This window comes from Actinomadura sp. NPDC049382, assembly GCF_040677125.1.
GTDB lineage: Bacteria > Actinomycetota > Actinomycetes > Streptosporangiales > Streptosporangiaceae > Spirillospora > Spirillospora geliboluensis.
In genome coordinates, this window is the sequence record NZ_JBFARO010000034.1 from 14,294 (window position 1) to 30,229 (window position 15,936).

Below are 15,936 nucleotides of genomic sequence, written 5' to 3' on the forward strand. Positions count from 1 at the left end.
CACGACGACATCCGGTGCCGAGAGCGGAGAAACCGAACACGGCGACGGACTACCATCGAGCCGTGGTGCGGGAAATGTTCGCCCGCCGTCCTGAGGCGGCCGGTAAGGCGTGAGGACGGTCAAACGCGCGGTGGCGCTGGCCGCTCTGCTGCCCTGTATGGCCATGGCGGCGCCGACGACGCTGGCGTCCCCGGCCCTCGCCCGGCACGCCCCTGCGCAGGCGCGCGCACAGGCGCCCGCGCAGGGCAAGGCGCGCGCGCAGGTGGCCATGGCGCTGAGCAAGGTCGACCCCAAGAGCGTCAACGAGAAGTCGCGGATCGAGATCTCCGGGCTGGCGAAGAACCGCACCGACCACCAGCTGCCCGGGCTCAGCCTGCGGCTCCGGTACAGCGCGCAGCCCGTCACCAGCCGCAGCCAGCTCGACCAGTACGCCGCCGCGACACCGAACGCGCTGCCGAACGTCGGCCCGGTCCAGCAACTCCCCGGCGCCGCCGCGCCCGGCGTGAAGCAGAGCTGGACGTTCAAGACCACGGTCAAGCAGCTGGGCCTCCGCCCCCCGACGGGTACGCCCGGCGTCTACCCGGTCGGCGTCGAGGTGCTGAACTCCGCGCAGCAGGTCGTCGGCGGCATCACGACCTTCCTGACGTTCATGCCGAAGGACCGCCGGTTCAACCCGGTGTCGGTCGGCTGGGTGCTGCCGCTCGCCGACCAGATGCACCGCACCAACGACCGGACGTTCCTCGACGACGACCTCGCCGCGGACGTGGCGGCCGGCGGGCGGCTGAACAGGCTCGTCGACGCGGCGGCCGCCACCGACACGTCCGTCACCTGGGCGATCGACCCGGCGCTGCTGGACGACGTCCGGCAGATGGCAGTCGGCGACTACACGGTCCGGGCGCCCGGCGCGAAGAAGGGCGTCCAGAAGGACAAGAGCGCCGCCGCAGCGGCCTGGCTGACCGCGCTGAAGAACGCCAGCAAGAAGGACCCGTACTTCGTCCTCCCCTACGCCGACCCGGACGTCGTGGCCCTCGTCCGCCGCAAGACGCCCCGCGACATCGCCGACGCGTTCGCCGAGCGGAACACCGGCGTCGCGACGCAGGTGCTCGGACGCGCCGCGAACGCCCGTGTCGCCTGGCCGCCGGCCGGCGCCGCCGGTCCCGGCACGGTCGACCAGCTCGCCAAGAACGCCCTGAAGAACGGCGGCTCGTTCCTGATGAGCAGCTCCCAGTTCCAGGACCCGGCGGCCGGCGCGCTGCCGAACGCGACGACGACCCTCCCGACCCACTACGGCGACCGCAAGGCGCTCCTCTACGACGAGAAGATCAACCAGATCGTCAGCGAGGGGTCCCAGACGGCCTCCGGGGGGCTGCTCGGCGAGCAGCGCTTCCTGGCCGAGACCGCGATGATCGCGGCGGAGGCGCCGAACCGGCAGCGCACCCTCGTCGTCGCCCCCGACCGGTACTGGAACCCCGCCGGCGGGGTCGCGAAGAACCTGCTCAGGTACACCAAGAAGGCCGGCTGGCTGCGCGCGGTGCCGCTCAGCAAGATCGAGTCGGTCGCGCCGCAGGGCCGCGTCTTCAACGGCTACTCCGACGACTACCAGCAGTACGAGATCGGCGACGCGCACCTGCGGCAGGTGCAGGAGATCGCCGAGGAGGCCGCGACGTTCCAGGCCGTGATGACCGGCCCGGCCAAGATCTCCTACGAGCGGTCGGTGCTGCGCCTGGAGTCGGCGGCGTGGCGGGCGTCGGCCCGGCACGCGCGGGCGGCCCGCAACCAGCTGAAGGACGAGCTCGCGGCGGACATGAACCAGGTCCGCATCGTCACCGCCAAGAGCAAGCGGGTGCTGATGGGCGGCAGTTCGGGCCGCCTGCCCGTGCTCATCGAGAACAGGCTGCCCGACCAGGCCGTCAAGGTCCACCTCGTCGCCACCTCGGAGAACAGCGCCAAGCTCAGGCTCGGCCGGCTGGAGCCCGAGGACGCGATCATCGAGCTGCAGCCCGGCCAGAAGGCCCAGCGGTGGATCCCCGCGCAGGCGGCCGGCAACGGCAACTTCCACGTCCAGCTGGAGCTGCGTACCCCGGGCTCGCCCCGCCGGACGTACGGGACCGGCGAGTCCATCACCGTGAACGTCACCGGCTATGGGCGGCTCGCACTGCTCATCACCGGCGGCGGACTTGCCGTACTCTTCGGGGGCGTCGGAGTGCGGGCCATCAGAGCGAGGCGCCGCCGGAAAGCGGAGGCAGCCGGTGACGGGTCGACCGGAATGGGATCGGCGGGACCAGGGGAGCGGGGGACAGGGTTCCCAGGTCCCGGGTTCCCAGGGGCCGGGGTACCCGCCGCCGAGTTCCCCGGGATATCCGGGGCAGGGCCGGCCGCCGCAGGGTCCGCCACCCCAGAGTCCCCCGCCTCAGGGCCCGCCGCCGGGCCAGGGATATCCACAGGGTCCGCCGCAAGCGCCCCGCCAGGGTCCGCCCCAGCGGCCCCCGGGTCCGCCGCCGCACGGCCCCCAGGGGCCGGGGCCGCAGGGTCCGCCGCCGAGGCCGCCGGGCCCGCCGCCGCGGACCGCGCCGAACCCGGCGGGATACCCGAGCCCGCCGCCGACGGGCAGACCGCCCGGCGCGGGGAACGTCGCCGCCGAGACGGCGATTGACCTTCCCGTCCCCGGCGGCGCGCCCGTCGCGGAGACGGTCGTCGACACACCCGTCCCCCCGCCCGGTGAGGGCGACGGGGACGGCGGCGGGAAGGGCACGTCCGGCGGCATCCTGCGCTCCGGCGCGATCATGGCGATCGGCACGCTCGCGTCCCGCATCACCGGGTTCCTGCGCACCGCCGTCATCGTCGCCGCGCTCGGCACCGGGCTGCTGGCGAACGCCTACAACACCGCCAACACGATCCCCAACCAGATCTACGACCTGCTGCTCGGCGGCATCCTGACGAGCGTCATCGTCCCGCTGCTGGTGCGCGCCAAGCAGCGCGACCGCACCTACGGCGAGCAGTACGAGCAGCGCGTGTTCACCCTCGCGGTGATCGGCCTCGGCGTCCTCACCGTCGTCTCGGTGCTGTGCGCGCCGCTGTTCATCGACGTCCTGGCGGGCAGCTACGACGGCGACTCGCGCAAGGTCGCCGTCCTGTTCGCGCGGTTCTTCCTGCCGCAACTGTTCTTCTACGGCGTCGGCGCGTTCGCCGGAGCCATCCTGAACACGCGCGGCAGCTTCGGCGCCCCGATGTGGGCGCCGGTGCTGAACAACATCGTGGTGATCGCGGTCGGCGGCGCGTTCCTGGCGATCACCACCGGCCGCGTCGACCCGTCCAACATCACCGACTCCCAGCTCATGCTGCTGTCGATCGGCACCACCGGCGGCATCGTCCTGCAGACGATCGCGCTGTGGCCGTCGCTGCGCCGCGTCGGGTTCCGCTGGCGGCCCCGGCTGGACTTCAAGCGCGGCGAGATCGGCGAGGTCGGCCGCATGGCCGGCTGGACGCTGCTGTACGTCATCGCCACCCAGGCCGCGCTCGCCGTCGTCACCGCGCTGACGAACGCCGCCGGGAAGAACGCCGCGAACGCCGGGTTCGGCGAGGGCTACGGCTACACCCCGTACTTCAACGCCTACCAGCTCTTCCAGCTGCCGTACGCGATCGTCGGCGTCTCGGTGATCACCGCGCTGCTGCCGCGGATGAGCCGGTTCGCCGCCGAGGGCAAGACCGCCGACGTGCGCGCCGCGTTCTCCAGCGGGCTGCGGCTCTCCTCGGTGATCATCATGCCGGCGGCGGCGCTGATGCTGGTGCTCGGCCCGGAGATCACCACCGTGCTGTTCGCGCACGGCAACACCTCGCCCGACGACGCCCTCGTCATCGCGCGGGTCATGCAGATGTTCGCGATCGCGCTCGTGCCGTTCTCGATCTACCAGCTGATGCTGCGGGTCTTCTACTCGCACGGCGACACCCGGACGCCCGCGCTCATCGGCCTCGTCGTCACCACGTGCAACATCACGCTGGCGTTCACCGCCTACAACGTCCTGGGCGTCAAGTGGATCGTGGTCGGCATCGCCGGCGGGTTCGCGCTCACCAACGTGGTCGGCACCATCACCTGCTGGCTGGTGCTGCGCCGCAAGCTCGGCGGCATCGACGGCCGGCGGATCGCCACCGGCCACCTGAAGCTGCTCGTCGCGGTCTGGCCGCTGATCGGGTTCGGCTACGCCGCGCACACCGTCGCGGACGCCGCCGCCGGCGGCACGTCGTCGCTGCTCCCCGCGCTGGTCACCCTGGTCGTCGGCTCCGTCGGCGGCGGGCTGCTGTACGTGCTGTTCGCCAAGCTGATGCGGGTGGAGGAGATCCAGACGACGATCGCGACGTTCGCGCGGCGGCTGCCCGGCCGCTGACCACGGTAGAACGCCGTCCTCCGGTGCGGCAGTAGCCGGACGGGAAGACGAACACCTCCCAAAGTAAAAAAGGACGCGCGGCGATAAGGCGGCCACTCAGGCGAGTAAGCACTACCATGTGGGGGACTACGGCTTGCGGGGCGACACCCTGGGGAACGCAAAGAGGAGGGTCGGAGGCGTAAGCTGCCACGCCACGAACATGGGATCTGACCACCTGTGCAGGACGTTGCCGTGAGCACGTCAGTCATCGAGCCCGGCACGCGTCTCGCCGGCCGCTACCGCCTCGAAGAGCGCATCAGCGATTCCGGTGGATCGTCGCTCTGGAAGGCCATCGACGAGATCCTCGCGCGGGCGGTCGCCGTCCGCACCTTCGATCCCGAGTTCCCCCGGATCGCCGAGGCCGTCACGTCCGCGCGGTCGGCCAGCCGGCTGACCGACCCCCGCTGCACCCAGGTGTTCGATGCCGACGACTCGGGCGAGAGCGCCTACGTCGTCAGCGAATGGGTGGCCGGCGAGACCCTGGAGGGCATGCTCGGCAAGGCCCCGCTGGAGCCCGGCCGCGCCGCGACCCTGCTGTACGAGGCGGCCGAGGCGGTCGCCGCCGCCCACGCCGCGGGGCTGTCGCACCTGTGCCTCACCCCCCGCGACCTCGTGTGGACGACCGGCGGCACCGTCAAGATCCTCGGCATCGCGACCGACGCCGTGCTGCACGACCGCACCGCCGCCGACCCCGCCGCCGAGGACGTCCGCGGCCTCGGCCGGATGCTGTACGCGGCGCTCACCGCGCACTGGCCCGGCGACCCCGACCTCTCCGACCTGCCCGCCGCGCCCGCGACCGACGGGGTTCCGCACGCGCCCCGGCAGGTGCAGGCCGGCATCTCGCACGCCGTCGACGCCATCGTCTGCCGCTGCCTCGGCATCGGCCCCGGGATGCAGGCCGACCCGATCGCCTCGCCCGGCGACCTCGCGAAGGCGCTGCGCGGCGTCCCGCGCACCCCGCTGCCGCTGTTCGCCGGGCTCGGCAACGCCGCGCCGCCGTCCCCGCGTCCCGCCCCGGCCCGCCGCCCCTCGAACCCGCCGCCCGCCGCGACGCAGCCCCACCGGCCCCCCGAGCCGGCCTCGCACGTCCCGCCGCCGCGCACCCAGCACGCCCCGCCGCCTCCGCCGCCCGCGTCCACCTCCACCCGCACGGCGCCGGCGCACGGGCACGGCGCGTCCAAGCGCCCCGCGAACCGCGCGCTGCTCGGCGTCGCCGCGGCCGCGCTGACCGTCATCGTCGGCATCGGCGCCTGGGCGCTGACCGGCACCGGCGGCGGCGAGCCCGAGGGCGGCGGCCCCACCGACAACGGCAAGACGAGCGCCCCGCCCGCGCCGACCACGGTGAAACTGCAGGCCGTGGGCGCCGAGGCCCTCCAGGACTCCAAGCCCGGCCACCCCGACACCTCCATCGGCAAGGGCGTCGAATCCGTCATCGACGGCAAGCCGAGCGGCTCGTGGGAGACGCAGAGCTACAACGACGCCAAGTTCGGCAACTACTCCAAGGGCATGGGCGTCCTGCTCGACATGGGCAAGCCGGTCAAGGTCGCCAAGGTCAAGATCTACTCGTCCGAGAGCGGCGGGATGCTGCAGGTCAGGGTCGGAGACTCCAAGTCCCCCGGCGACCTCAAGCGCATCGGCCAGCAGCCCGCCACCGGCGGCGAGCTGACCATCACCGCGTCCCCCGAGGCCACCGGGCAGTACGTGCTCGTCTGGTTCACCACCCTGCCCACGTCCCTCAAGGGCAGGCTCGGGGAGGTCACCGTCTACGGCGCCGCCGGCTGACCGTCGTCCGCACTGTGCACAAGGGCTGTGACGTGGAGTTGCTCTTGTCTGTATCGTGCCTGTGAGCAGAATGTCCCCTCGCCCCCAGGAATCTGTGGTGCCAACCCCAGCAGCCGGTCGCGGACGTCCGGCACCGAGCGGGCGTCCCGAACGAGAAAGCGGTCGCTCATGACCTCGGTGAGCATGCATCGGGTCGGCGAGGTGCCCGACAAGGAGCTCCTCGCCCGCCACGCCCAGGGGGACCCGCACGCGTTCGCCGAACTCGTCCACCGGCACCGCGACCGCATGTGGGCCGTCGCCGTCCGCACCCTCGGCGACCCGGAGGAGGCGGCGGACGCGCTGCAGGACGCGTGCCTGTCGGCGTTCCGCGCGGCCGGGCGGTTCCGCGGGGACGCCGCCGTCACGACCTGGCTGCACCGCATCGTGGTGAACGCCTGCCTGGACCGCATCAGGCGCAAGTCCGTCCGGCCGGCGACGCCGATGGGCGACGACGCGACGTTCGACGCCGTCGCGCCGAAGATGCCCGACCCGACCGACGCGCACGGGGTGTCCCTCGACGTCCGCACCGCCCTGGAGCAGCTGCCGTACGAGCAGCGCGCCGCCCTCGTCCTCGTCGACATGATGGGCTACTCCGTCGACGACGCGGCCCAGGTCATGGAGGTTCCGCCCGGAACGATCAAGAGCCGGTGCGCGCGCGGGCGCGCCCGCCTCGCGCCCCTTCTCACCCACCACCGGAACCGACGGGACGGCAAAAACGTCGGAGGTGTGGAAGGAGGTGGCATGCCCAAGTGAACCCCGCACACTATGACTACGAGGTCCTCGCCGACCTGGCCGAGGGATTGCTCGAAGACGACGAAGCCGCCTCCGTCAACGCGCACCTCGACACCTGCGCCGAATGCCGTGAGCTGTCCGCCGACCTTGCGGACGTCTCCCGGATCCTGGCGGAGGCACCCGTACCGTCCATGCCCGCCGAACTGGCCGAGCGCATCGACACCGCCATCGCCGCGGAGTCCATGCACAGCGCCACCGTGGTGAGCATGGAGCAGCGGCGCGGAAGGCGGCATTGGCGGATACTGTCCGCGGCCGCGGCGGCGGTGATCGTCGTCGGCGGCGGCGCGATGGTCGGCACGATGGCATTGGACGACGTGAGCGGCGACCACGGTCAGGCGTCGACGCCCGCGCAGGATAATCCCGACCAATCAGGTGCGGCACACGGGGTCGCCCCGAACGCCGCCCCGGCCGGGGCCTTCACGGTCGCCCGCAGCGGCACCGACTACCGCGCCGGCACCCTCGGCGCCCAGGTCGACCGGCTGCTCGCCGACGGGCAGCGGCTCAAGAGCGCGTCGGACGCACCGTCCGCGCAGCTCAAGGGATGCGTCACCGGCGTCACCCGCGGTCTGACGCCCGTCCTCGTCGACAACGCCCAGTACGAGGGCGCCCCGGCGATCGTCATCGCCGTCCACGGCGTCGGCACCGGCAAATGGAACATCTGGGTGGTCGGCCCGACCTGCTCCGCCCAGAACCAGCACGTCCTGAAGAAGCTGGAGAACGCCTGACGGGCGCCACACCCGCCGTTCTCGGACCCACCCCCGAGAACGGCCGGTCCCCCCACGTCCCTACAACCCACTGACCACGCCACCCGCAACGGTCACGCACACTCACGACGTTCCGGATACCCGCGACGTCTCTGACACCTTTGACACCTGCGTGATCCCCAGTTCGCGCGAGGCTGCGGGTACTCAACGCTGGAGCCGGGGTACTGGCGGCATCGCTGGCACCTTTGCCAGTACGCGCGACACTCTTCTCAGTGCCCGCGACGCTCTCGGCTCAGCGCACCCTTGCCGTTCGCCACGCTCCGGGTGGAGCGCACTCTCGCTGCTCGCCATGATTCCGGTGCCAGGCGCATCGCGGCGCTCGTGTCGTGGGGCGGGGCGAGGTCAGAGGGAGTCGAGGAAGGCGAGGGCGATCGTCCAGGCGCGTTCCGCCGAGTCGGCGTCGTAGTCGGGGAGGTCGGGGTCGGTGAACAGGTGGCCGGCGCCCCGGTAGCGGAAGACCTCGACGTCCGCGCCCGCCTTGCGCATCCGCAGGTACCAGGCGTTCAGCCAGTCGACGGGCTCCCAGGTGTCCGGGTCGGCGACGTGCAGCTGCGCCGGGACCTCGGTCGACGCGTCCTCCGCGATGTCGGACGTGCCGTGCATCAGCAGCAGCCCGCCGGCCCTCTCGTCGGCGAACGCGAGGTTCTGGGCGATGGACCCGCCGAGCGAGAAGCCCGCGTAGACCAGGCCGCCGTCGCCGATCAGCGGGGCCGCCGCGTGCACGGCGCGGCGCAGCAGCTCGTCCCGGCCGATCTCCTCCTTGATCGCGAACCCCTCCTCGGCCGTGTCGACGACGCGGCCGTCGTACAGGTCGGGGACGTGGACCTCGTGCCCGGCCGCGCGGAGCCGGTCCGCCGCCTGGTGCACCGCCGGGCGCAGCCCGTACATCGAGTGGAGGAGCAGGATGCGTGCCATGCACCACACCCTAGAGGGCACACCACCTGGTAGGACGGCCGGTCATGGTGTCCCGGGAATCCCCGGGGCCTAGGATCGGTTGACGCGACTGGCAGGCCGGTACGTGCGGCACCGACGGCCAACGAGGAGAGGCGCAGAACAGTGAGCGACGTCCGTAACGTCATCATCATCGGGTCCGGGCCCGCGGGTTACACGGCCGCCGTCTACGCGGCTCGCGGCGACCTGAAGCCGCTGGTGTTCGAGGGGTCGGTGACGGCCGGCGGCGCGCTGATGAACACCACCGACGTGGAGAACTTCCCCGGCTTCCCCGACGGGATCATGGGGCCGGACCTCATGGACAACCTGCGCAAGCAGGCCGAGCGGTTCGGCGCCGAGCTGATCACCGACGATGTCACCGAGGTCGACCTGACCGCCGACCCCAAGGTCGTCAAGGTCGGCGACGAGACCTACCTGGCCAGGACCGTCATCGTGGCGACCGGGTCGGGGTACCGGGAGCTCGGCCTGCCCGACGAGAAGCGGCTGTCGGGGCGCGGCGTGTCGTGGTGTGCGACCTGTGACGGTTTCTTCTTCCGCGAGCAGGACATCGCGGTCGTCGGCGGCGGCGACACCGCGATGGAGGAGGCGATCTTCCTGACGAAGTTCGCCCGGACGGTCACCGTCATCCACCGCCGGGACGAGCTGCGCGCCTCCAAGATCATGCAGGACCGGGCGTTCGCCAACGACAAGATCCGCTTCCTGTGGGACAGCGAGGTCGTGTCGATCCAGGGCGACGACCGGGTCACCGGCGTCACGGTGCGCAACACCAAGAACGGGACCGAGTCGCCGCTGGAGATCACCGGGCTGTTCATCGCGATCGGGCACGACCCGCGCAGCGAGCTGTTCGACGGCCAGCTGGAGACCGACACCGACGGGTACCTGCTGGTCGACTCGCCGACCACGCGGACGAAGATCCCGGGCGTGTTCGCCTGCGGCGACGTCGTCGACCACATCTACCGGCAGGCGATCACGGCGGCCGGCAGCGGCTGCTCGGCGGCGATCGACGCCGAGCGCTGGCTCCAGGACCAGGACGCCGCCGAGACCGTCGCGCAAGCCTGACCCGTTTCGCGAACCCGACCGGCCCGGCCGCCAAGGCCGAGGCCGGTCGGATTCCCGAGCCGGTCGCGTCCCACCGCCGCCGACCGGTCCGAGCGACCGGCGCGGCGGCATCGGGCTCTTGTACACGCTGACCCGCTCCCCGGGCGGGTCTTGATTCCGCAGGCACGGGCGGCATCGGGTCGGGGACCCGTCCGTCGCGCGAAACAGAAGGAGAACCATGAAAGCCGTGACCGACGCCGACTTCGGGACCGAGGTCCTGAAGAACGACAAGCCCGTGCTCGTCGACTTCTGGGCCGAGTGGTGCGGCCCGTGCCGGATGGTGTCGCCGATCCTGGAGGAGATCTCCAAGGAGCACGGCGACAAGATCGAGATCGTGAAGATGAACATCGACGAGAACCCGACGGTGCCGCAGCAGTACGGCATCATGCAGATCCCGACGATGAACGTCTACAAGGACGGCGAGGTCGTCAAGCAGATCATGGGCGCCAAGCCGAAGGCCGCCCTGCTCCGCGACCTCGCCGAGTTCATCTGAGCTTCCCGAGCCGCCTCCCCGTCTCCCGCGGCGAGCGCGAAAGCGTGTGGCCCGCACTCCGCGATGGAATGCGGGCCACACGTGCAAACCGGCTCAGATCGCCTCAGACGGGTCGTAGCGCCCCCTCCGGTGTCATGGAGCCCAGCAGCCGTTCCAGGGCCACCTCGACGTCCTCACGCCACGACAGGGCCGACTTCAGCTCCAGCCGCAGCCGCGGATACCGGTGGTGCGGCCGGACCGTCTTGAACCCGACCGACAGCAGGTAGTCGGCGGGCACCATGCACCCGCCCTCCTCGCCCTTCAGGTCGCCGAACGCCTCGATCGCCTTCACCGCGCGCCGGGTCAGGTCCTTCGCGACGCCCTGGACGAGCATCCGGCCGAGCCCGCCGCCCGCGAACTCCGGCAGGATGTGCGCGGTCATCAGCAGCACGGCGTCCGCGCTGACCGGGCTCGTCGGGAACGCCACCGAGCGCGGCACGTACAGCGGCGGCGCGTACATCACGAACCCCGCCGGGACGTTGTCCACGTACGCGATCTTGCCGCAGCTGCCCCACTCCAGCAGCGTCGAGGAGATCCACGCCTCCTTCTCCAAGCCCGAGTCGCCGCTCTCCAGCGCACGGTCCCGGCTGACCGGATCAAGCTCCCAGAACACGCAACCGCGACAGCGATGCGGCAGATCGTCGAGATTGTCCAGCGTGATGTTGACGAGACGACGCGACACCGGGTCGGCACCCCCTGCCTCGAACCTCGCCCGCCGGGCCTGGAACCCGTGACGGCGGAACTACCCGGCAACCAACCGGGACCCGCGGGCATCGTATCGGACAGGAGTTTCCCCAACCCGGCGGCACGCCACACCCGAAGCGGTCCGGCGCGGCCGCCATGGCGTAGTTTGCAGGGAAGTCATCACACCCGGAGGTGCCTCGTGGAACAGCATTCGCGTACGGACGTCTACGCCGATCGCTACGCCGCCCGCGCCGCCGGCATGGTGCCATCCGAGATCCGGGCCCTGTTCGCGATGGTCGCGCGGCCGGAGATCGTCTCCCTCGCGGGCGGGGCGCCCTACGTGTCCGCGCTCCCCCTCGACGCCGTCGGGGAGATGATCGGCGAGCTCGTCGCCGGCAAGGGCGCCGAGGTGCTGCAGTACGGGTCCGCGCAGGGCGACGAGAAGCTCCGCGAGCACATCTGCGAGGTCATGTCCCTGGAGGGCGTCCACGCGTCCCCGGACGACGTGGTCGTCACCGTCGGCGCGCAGCAGGCGCTCGACCTCATCACCAAGATCTTCGTGGACCCGGGCGACGTCGTCCTCGCCGAGGCCCCGTCCTATGTCGGCGCGCTCGGCACGTTCGCGTCCTACCAGGCCGACGTCGTGCACGTCCCGCTGGACGAGGCCGGACTCATCCCGTCCGCGCTCCGCGAGACGCTCGCCTCCCTCCGCGCCCAGGGGCGCAGCGTCAAGTTCCTCTACACCGTCCCGACGTTCCAGAACCCGGCCGGCGTCACCCTCACCACCGCCCGCCGCGCGCAGATCCTGGAGATCTGCGCCGAGTACGACATCCTGGTCGTCGAGGACAACCCGTACGGGCTCCTCGGCTTCGACGGCGACCCCATGCGCGCGCTGCGCGCGGACGACTCCGAGCGCGTCATCTACCTCGGCTCGTTCTCCAAGACGATCGCGTCCGGCCTCCGCGTCGGCTGGGTGCTCGCGCCGCACGCGGTGCGGGCCAAGCTCGTCCTGGCCGCCGAGTCCGCGATCCTGTGCCCGTCGAACTTCTCCCAGCTCGCCGTCCGCGAGTACCTCGCCACGCAGCCGTGGCGGGAGCAGATCAAGGACTTCCGCGAGCTGTACCGGGCGCGCCGTGACGCGATGCTGGAATCCCTTGACCACTGGATGCCCGAGGGTTGCACCTGGACGCGTCCCGCCGGCGGCTTCTTCGTCTGGCTCACCCTCCCCGAGGGGCTCGACTCCAAGGCGATGGCCCCGCGCGCGATCGCCGAGCGGGTCGCCTACGTTCCCGGCACCGGCTTCTACGCGGACGGCGACGGGCACCGGCACCTGCGGCTGTCGTACTGCTTCCCGGAACCGCACCGGATCCGGGAGGGCGTCCGGCGGCTCGCGACGGTGATCGAGAACGAGATCAGCCTCCGCGACACGTTCGGCGGCGCCGTCGGCAGCGCGACCACCGGCGTCCAGACGCCGGGTCCGGACGTCGTCTGACGGTTTCACGTGAAACGCGCGCCGGGGGCGCCCGGCGCGCACCACACCATCCAAGAGGGGCACCAGCGGTGGAACTCGGGCATGTCGTCGTCCTCGCCGGAGGCCTGTCGTACGAGCGGGAGGTGTCGCTCCGGTCCGGCCGCCGCGTCACCGACGCGCTGCGCGCCCGCGACATCCCGGTCGAACTACGCGACGCCGACGCGACACTCCTGGACGCGCTGACCGACGACCCGCCGGACATCGTCTTCCCCGTCCTGCACGGCGCCTCGGGGGAGGACGGCTCGATCCGCGACGTCCTCGAACTGGTCGGCGTGCCCTACCTCGGCGCCCGTCCGGACGCCTGCCGTGTCGCCTGGGACAAGCCGACCGCCAAGTCCGTCGTCCGCCGCGCCGGCCTCCGGACCCCCGACTCCGTCGCCCTCCCGAAGGAGGTCTTCCACGACCTCGGCGCGGCGTCCGTCCTCGCCCGCATCGTGGACGCGCTCGGCCTGCCTCTGTTCGTCAAGCCGACCCGCGGCGGCTCCGCGCTGGGCGCATCCGTCGTCCACGAACCGTCCGAGCTGTCCGCCGCCATGGTCAGCTGCTTCGCCTACGGCGACGCCGCACTCGTCGAGCGCTACGTCTCCGGCACCGAGGTGGCCGTCAGCGTCATCGAGCAGGACGGCGTCCCCACCGCGCTCCCTGCCGTCGAGATCGTCACGCCCGGCCGCCTCTACGACTACACGGCCCGCTACGACGCCGGCGACACCGAGTTCATCACCCCCGCGCGCCTGTCCCCGGACGCCGCCGCCCGCGCCACGGCCGCCGCCGTCACCACCCACCGCACCCTCGGCCTGCGCGACATCTCCCGCACCGACCTCATCGTCTCCCCGGACGGCGAAGTCCACTTCCTGGAGGTCAATGTCGCCCCCGGCATGACGGAGACGAGCCTCCTCCCCCGCGCTGTCAGCGTCGCCGGCCTGGACCTCGGTGAGGTCTGCGAGTCCCTCCTCCAGTCCCGCCTGGCCTGACCACCCGACAAGACCGCTCCACCGCGCTACCCCGTTTCACGTGAAACAGGGCCGACCCACCCCGGCCCTCGACACGAAGCCACCCACCCAAATAGGCGACGGCAACCTCCGGAGCAGAGACCTCCCGGAGGAGCACGAAGGCACCGCCGATGAGCATGCGGCGGTCAACGCAAGAAGCACAGGGCTCTCAACTACGCGCGGCCAGGACTTCCAGCCCCTCTCCCGATAGATGCGGGAGTGCCGCAGTCTCGCGTCCCGCGAGCAGAAGAACGACGGCCTTGAGCGGACCGGACACCGTCGGACCGTCTCCCCGCACCCACCGCACGTCCGTGGCCTCCACGCGCAGCCCGCGAAGACGCTTCTTGGCGCCGAAACCGAAAGGCGGAGGGATCTGCCAGATGCGATCGGCCGCCACCAACGCCGGCTCCACCGGCATCGCGAACTCGCGCCCGAGAGGAGCGAAGATGTCCTGCGCGTGGACGAGGATGTCCAGCAAGGGTTCCTTGGTCGTAGTCCCGGGAGCCCGCCGCCGCAGAAGAGCCCCCTTCCGCACGATCGCGATCAGCTCCTCGGTAGGCAGCGCCGCACGCTCGATCGCCGTCTCCCGGATCATCCCGTGAAAGTCCCCGCGCGCCCGGACGAGCTCCCGCAGCGCCGTGTCCAACGTGATCTCCGCCCCCAACCCCACATGGGCAACGACGTCCCGCACCCGCCACCCCTCGCACAGCGACGGCTGCTCCCACTCGTCCGGCCGAAGGTCCGTCAGGGCGTCCGCAACCGCCGAACGCTGCTCCTCGATATGCCGCCACATCTCTTCGCGATCCAACCGAGCCTCCCAGGGCCGAACTCCGCGAGACATGCTCTCCGCCGGAACATACGGCCCACCACACCAGAGGTCCAGCGCCCAACCACACCAAGAATCCCCAAAGAGCACCCCCACAACACCCCGCCCCAGCCCCCAGAGACCTCACACCCCGAGGGAACGACTCGCTCCCACCAAGGCACCCCGCCAGTCAGCCAGCGCCCCACACGCCTGAAGACACCCCAGAACCAAGGCGGACGAAGCGAGGGACTGCCCACGAGGCAGGACCGAAGCATCGACAACAGCAGCCCGACAATCTCGCCCTGACGCACGGACGGCCCGCGCCAGAACTCCACGAGCAACTCCAGCGCACTCGAGGCCGCCGAGCGACAGAAGGCGCGTCTGGGCCAAGGCGGTCTGACAGCCCCGCTCCCAAACAGCGACACCGGCGAGCGCTGTGCGGGAGGGCATGAGAGCGACACAGCCAGCGAAGCGACACCAGCAACGCGCAACCGCGAGGGTGGGGCAACTGCCACGTCCGCCCATTGCCGACGGCCTTGCTACGCGAGGCGCGAACGGTAACGGCCTCGCCTGCAGTGGACGAGGCAAGCGCGGCCACTGCGAGCGGTGCGGGGGATTGCGCTCCCAGCGACGCGCCGTTTCCCGTGAAACATCAACCCCGGGTACAGCCAACCTCGCCGATGGCGACGCTCCAGGCGCGGACACAAGCGCCCTGCGTCAGGACGGGCCTCAACGCGGAAGCCACCAGCCGATCACGCGCCATCGCCAGCAACTGAATCAGCGGGCCAGCAGAGCTTGGCATGTCCTTCCACCGACGCGACCGAGACCAACTCGTCCGCCCCGCTCCTGCAGCGCCGCCGACTGCCAGCACGCCCGCCACCCCACTCACCCCGCCACTGTGACGGCCGTGCGATCAACCGATCAAGCATCATCGGCAGCGGGGCAGGGCAGAGGGCATGAGAGCGACGCCGCCGCCAGCAAGGCGGCACCAACAACACGCATTGGACAGGGCGAGACAGCGCCACGCCGCCCATTGCCGACGGCCTTGCTGGCGAGGGGGGACCGTGACGGCTTCGCCTGCAGTGGAACGAGGCAGGCACGACCACAGCGAGCCAAGGAGGGACTGGGCATCGGCGACGCGCCGTTTCCCGTGAAACATCAAGCCCAGTACAACCAACCTCGCCGATGGTGACACTCCAGGCGCGGGCACACGCGCCCCTGCACCAGGACGGACCGCAGCGCGGAGGCCATCAGCCGATCATGCTCCATCGGCAGCAATCGAATCAGCGGGCCGGCACGCTCGACGTGTCCTTCCACTCGGCGCGACCGAGGCCGACTCGGCCTGCCCCGCCCCTGCGACGCCGCCGACTGCCAGCACGCCCGCCACTTCACTCACCCCACCACGGTGCACCGCCGGGTCGATCAACCGATCTCGCCGCCTCAGCAGCGGCCGACGTGCCTTCGCCTGTTCCTTCCACCTGGCACAGCTGTAGCCAGCACCAGACGCCCCGCCCTCGCAACGCCTCTGGGGACCCGCACACATGGCAC

Annotated in this window: 12 protein-coding genes; 9 read left to right on the top strand and 3 right to left on the bottom strand. The window is 71.4% G+C overall.

Annotated elements, in window-relative coordinates; genetic code table 11:
• Positions 1–109 precede the first annotated feature (109 nt).
• The 5 genes from AB0K34_RS21490 to AB0K34_RS21510 all read left to right on the top strand — a co-directional run bounded on the left by AB0K34_RS21490 (position 110) and on the right by AB0K34_RS21510 (position 7,759).
• On the top strand, positions 110–2,653 hold the full coding sequence (locus tag AB0K34_RS21490) for a DUF6049 family protein (protein ID WP_364550448.1): 2,544 nt from the start codon (positions 110–112) through the stop codon (positions 2,651–2,653).
• A 112-nt stretch (positions 2,654–2,765) separates the two neighbouring features.
• Positions 2,766–4,382, top strand: coding sequence for a murein biosynthesis integral membrane protein MurJ (murJ, locus tag AB0K34_RS21495; RefSeq protein WP_274704601.1), 1,617 nt, complete (start codon positions 2,766–2,768; stop codon positions 4,380–4,382).
• A 231-nt stretch (positions 4,383–4,613) separates the two neighbouring features.
• On the top strand, positions 4,614–6,203 hold the full coding sequence (locus AB0K34_RS21500) for a protein kinase family protein (protein ID WP_364550450.1): 1,590 nt from the start codon (positions 4,614–4,616) through the stop codon (positions 6,201–6,203).
• A gap of 168 nt (positions 6,204–6,371) precedes the next feature.
• Positions 6,372–6,995 carry an RNA polymerase sigma factor SigM gene (gene sigM, locus AB0K34_RS21505; protein ID WP_171069408.1) on the top strand — a complete coding sequence of 208 codons (624 nt, stop codon included), beginning with the start codon at positions 6,372–6,374 and terminating at the stop codon, positions 6,993–6,995.
• On the top strand, positions 6,992–7,759 hold the full coding sequence (locus AB0K34_RS21510) for a zf-HC2 domain-containing protein (RefSeq protein WP_301176749.1): 768 nt from the start codon (positions 6,992–6,994) through the stop codon (positions 7,757–7,759). Before sigM ends, AB0K34_RS21510 begins: the two co-directional genes overlap by 4 nt.
• 381 nt (positions 7,760–8,140) lie before the next feature.
• Here the strand turns inward: AB0K34_RS21510 and AB0K34_RS21515 are convergent, their stop codons facing one another.
• The gene (locus tag AB0K34_RS21515) at positions 8,141–8,713 is read right to left on the bottom strand and encodes a dienelactone hydrolase family protein (RefSeq protein ID WP_364550453.1); all 573 of its coding nucleotides are present in this window, start codon (positions 8,711–8,713) and stop codon (positions 8,141–8,143) included.
• A 141-nt stretch (positions 8,714–8,854) separates the two neighbouring features.
• On the opposite strand from AB0K34_RS21515, the gene trxB reads away from it, so the two are divergent.
• Complete coding sequence (gene trxB / locus AB0K34_RS21520) at positions 8,855–9,808, top strand: thioredoxin-disulfide reductase (RefSeq protein ID WP_138641207.1); 954 nt, start codon at positions 8,855–8,857, stop codon at positions 9,806–9,808.
• Between the two features lie 217 nt (positions 9,809–10,025).
• Positions 10,026–10,340 (top strand): thioredoxin, encoded by a 315-nt coding sequence (trxA, locus tag AB0K34_RS21525; RefSeq protein ID WP_138641208.1) that lies wholly within the window; start codon positions 10,026–10,028, stop codon positions 10,338–10,340.
• Positions 10,341–10,443: 103 nt separating this feature from the next.
• On the opposite strand, the gene AB0K34_RS21530 is transcribed toward trxA, so the two are convergent.
• Positions 10,444–11,061 (bottom strand): GNAT family N-acetyltransferase, encoded by a 618-nt coding sequence (locus tag AB0K34_RS21530; protein ID WP_131943541.1) that lies wholly within the window; start codon positions 11,059–11,061, stop codon positions 10,444–10,446.
• A 201-nt stretch (positions 11,062–11,262) separates the two neighbouring features.
• Here AB0K34_RS21530 and AB0K34_RS21535 point away from each other — a divergent pair, with 201 nt between their 5' ends.
• Positions 11,263–12,555: a PLP-dependent aminotransferase family protein gene (locus AB0K34_RS21535; RefSeq protein WP_364550456.1), complete on the top strand. Its 1,293-nt coding sequence runs from the start codon at positions 11,263–11,265 to the stop codon at positions 12,553–12,555.
• A 68-nt stretch (positions 12,556–12,623) separates the two neighbouring features.
• Complete coding sequence (locus AB0K34_RS21540) at positions 12,624–13,565, top strand: D-alanine--D-alanine ligase (protein ID WP_364550457.1); 942 nt, start codon at positions 12,624–12,626, stop codon at positions 13,563–13,565.
• Between the two features lie 187 nt (positions 13,566–13,752).
• On the opposite strand, the gene AB0K34_RS21545 is transcribed toward AB0K34_RS21540, so the two are convergent.
• On the bottom strand, positions 13,753–14,391 hold the full coding sequence (locus AB0K34_RS21545; RefSeq protein WP_364550459.1) for a maleylpyruvate isomerase family mycothiol-dependent enzyme: 639 nt from the start codon (positions 14,389–14,391) through the stop codon (positions 13,753–13,755).
• Positions 14,392–15,936: the final 1,545 nt, after the last annotated feature.

What these genes read in the sequence shown, in the direction of transcription:
- AB0K34_RS21515 (WP_364550453.1), bottom strand. Translation starts at nt 8,713, where the DNA reads ATGGCACGCATCCTGCTCCTCCACTCGATGTACGGGCTGCGCCCGGCG.
- trxA (WP_138641208.1), top strand. Translation starts at nt 10,026, where the DNA reads ATGAAAGCCGTGACCGACGCCGACTTCGGGACCGAGGTCCTGAAGAAC.
- sigM (WP_171069408.1), top strand. Translation starts at nt 6,372, where the DNA reads ATGACCTCGGTGAGCATGCATCGGGTCGGCGAGGTGCCCGACAAGGAG.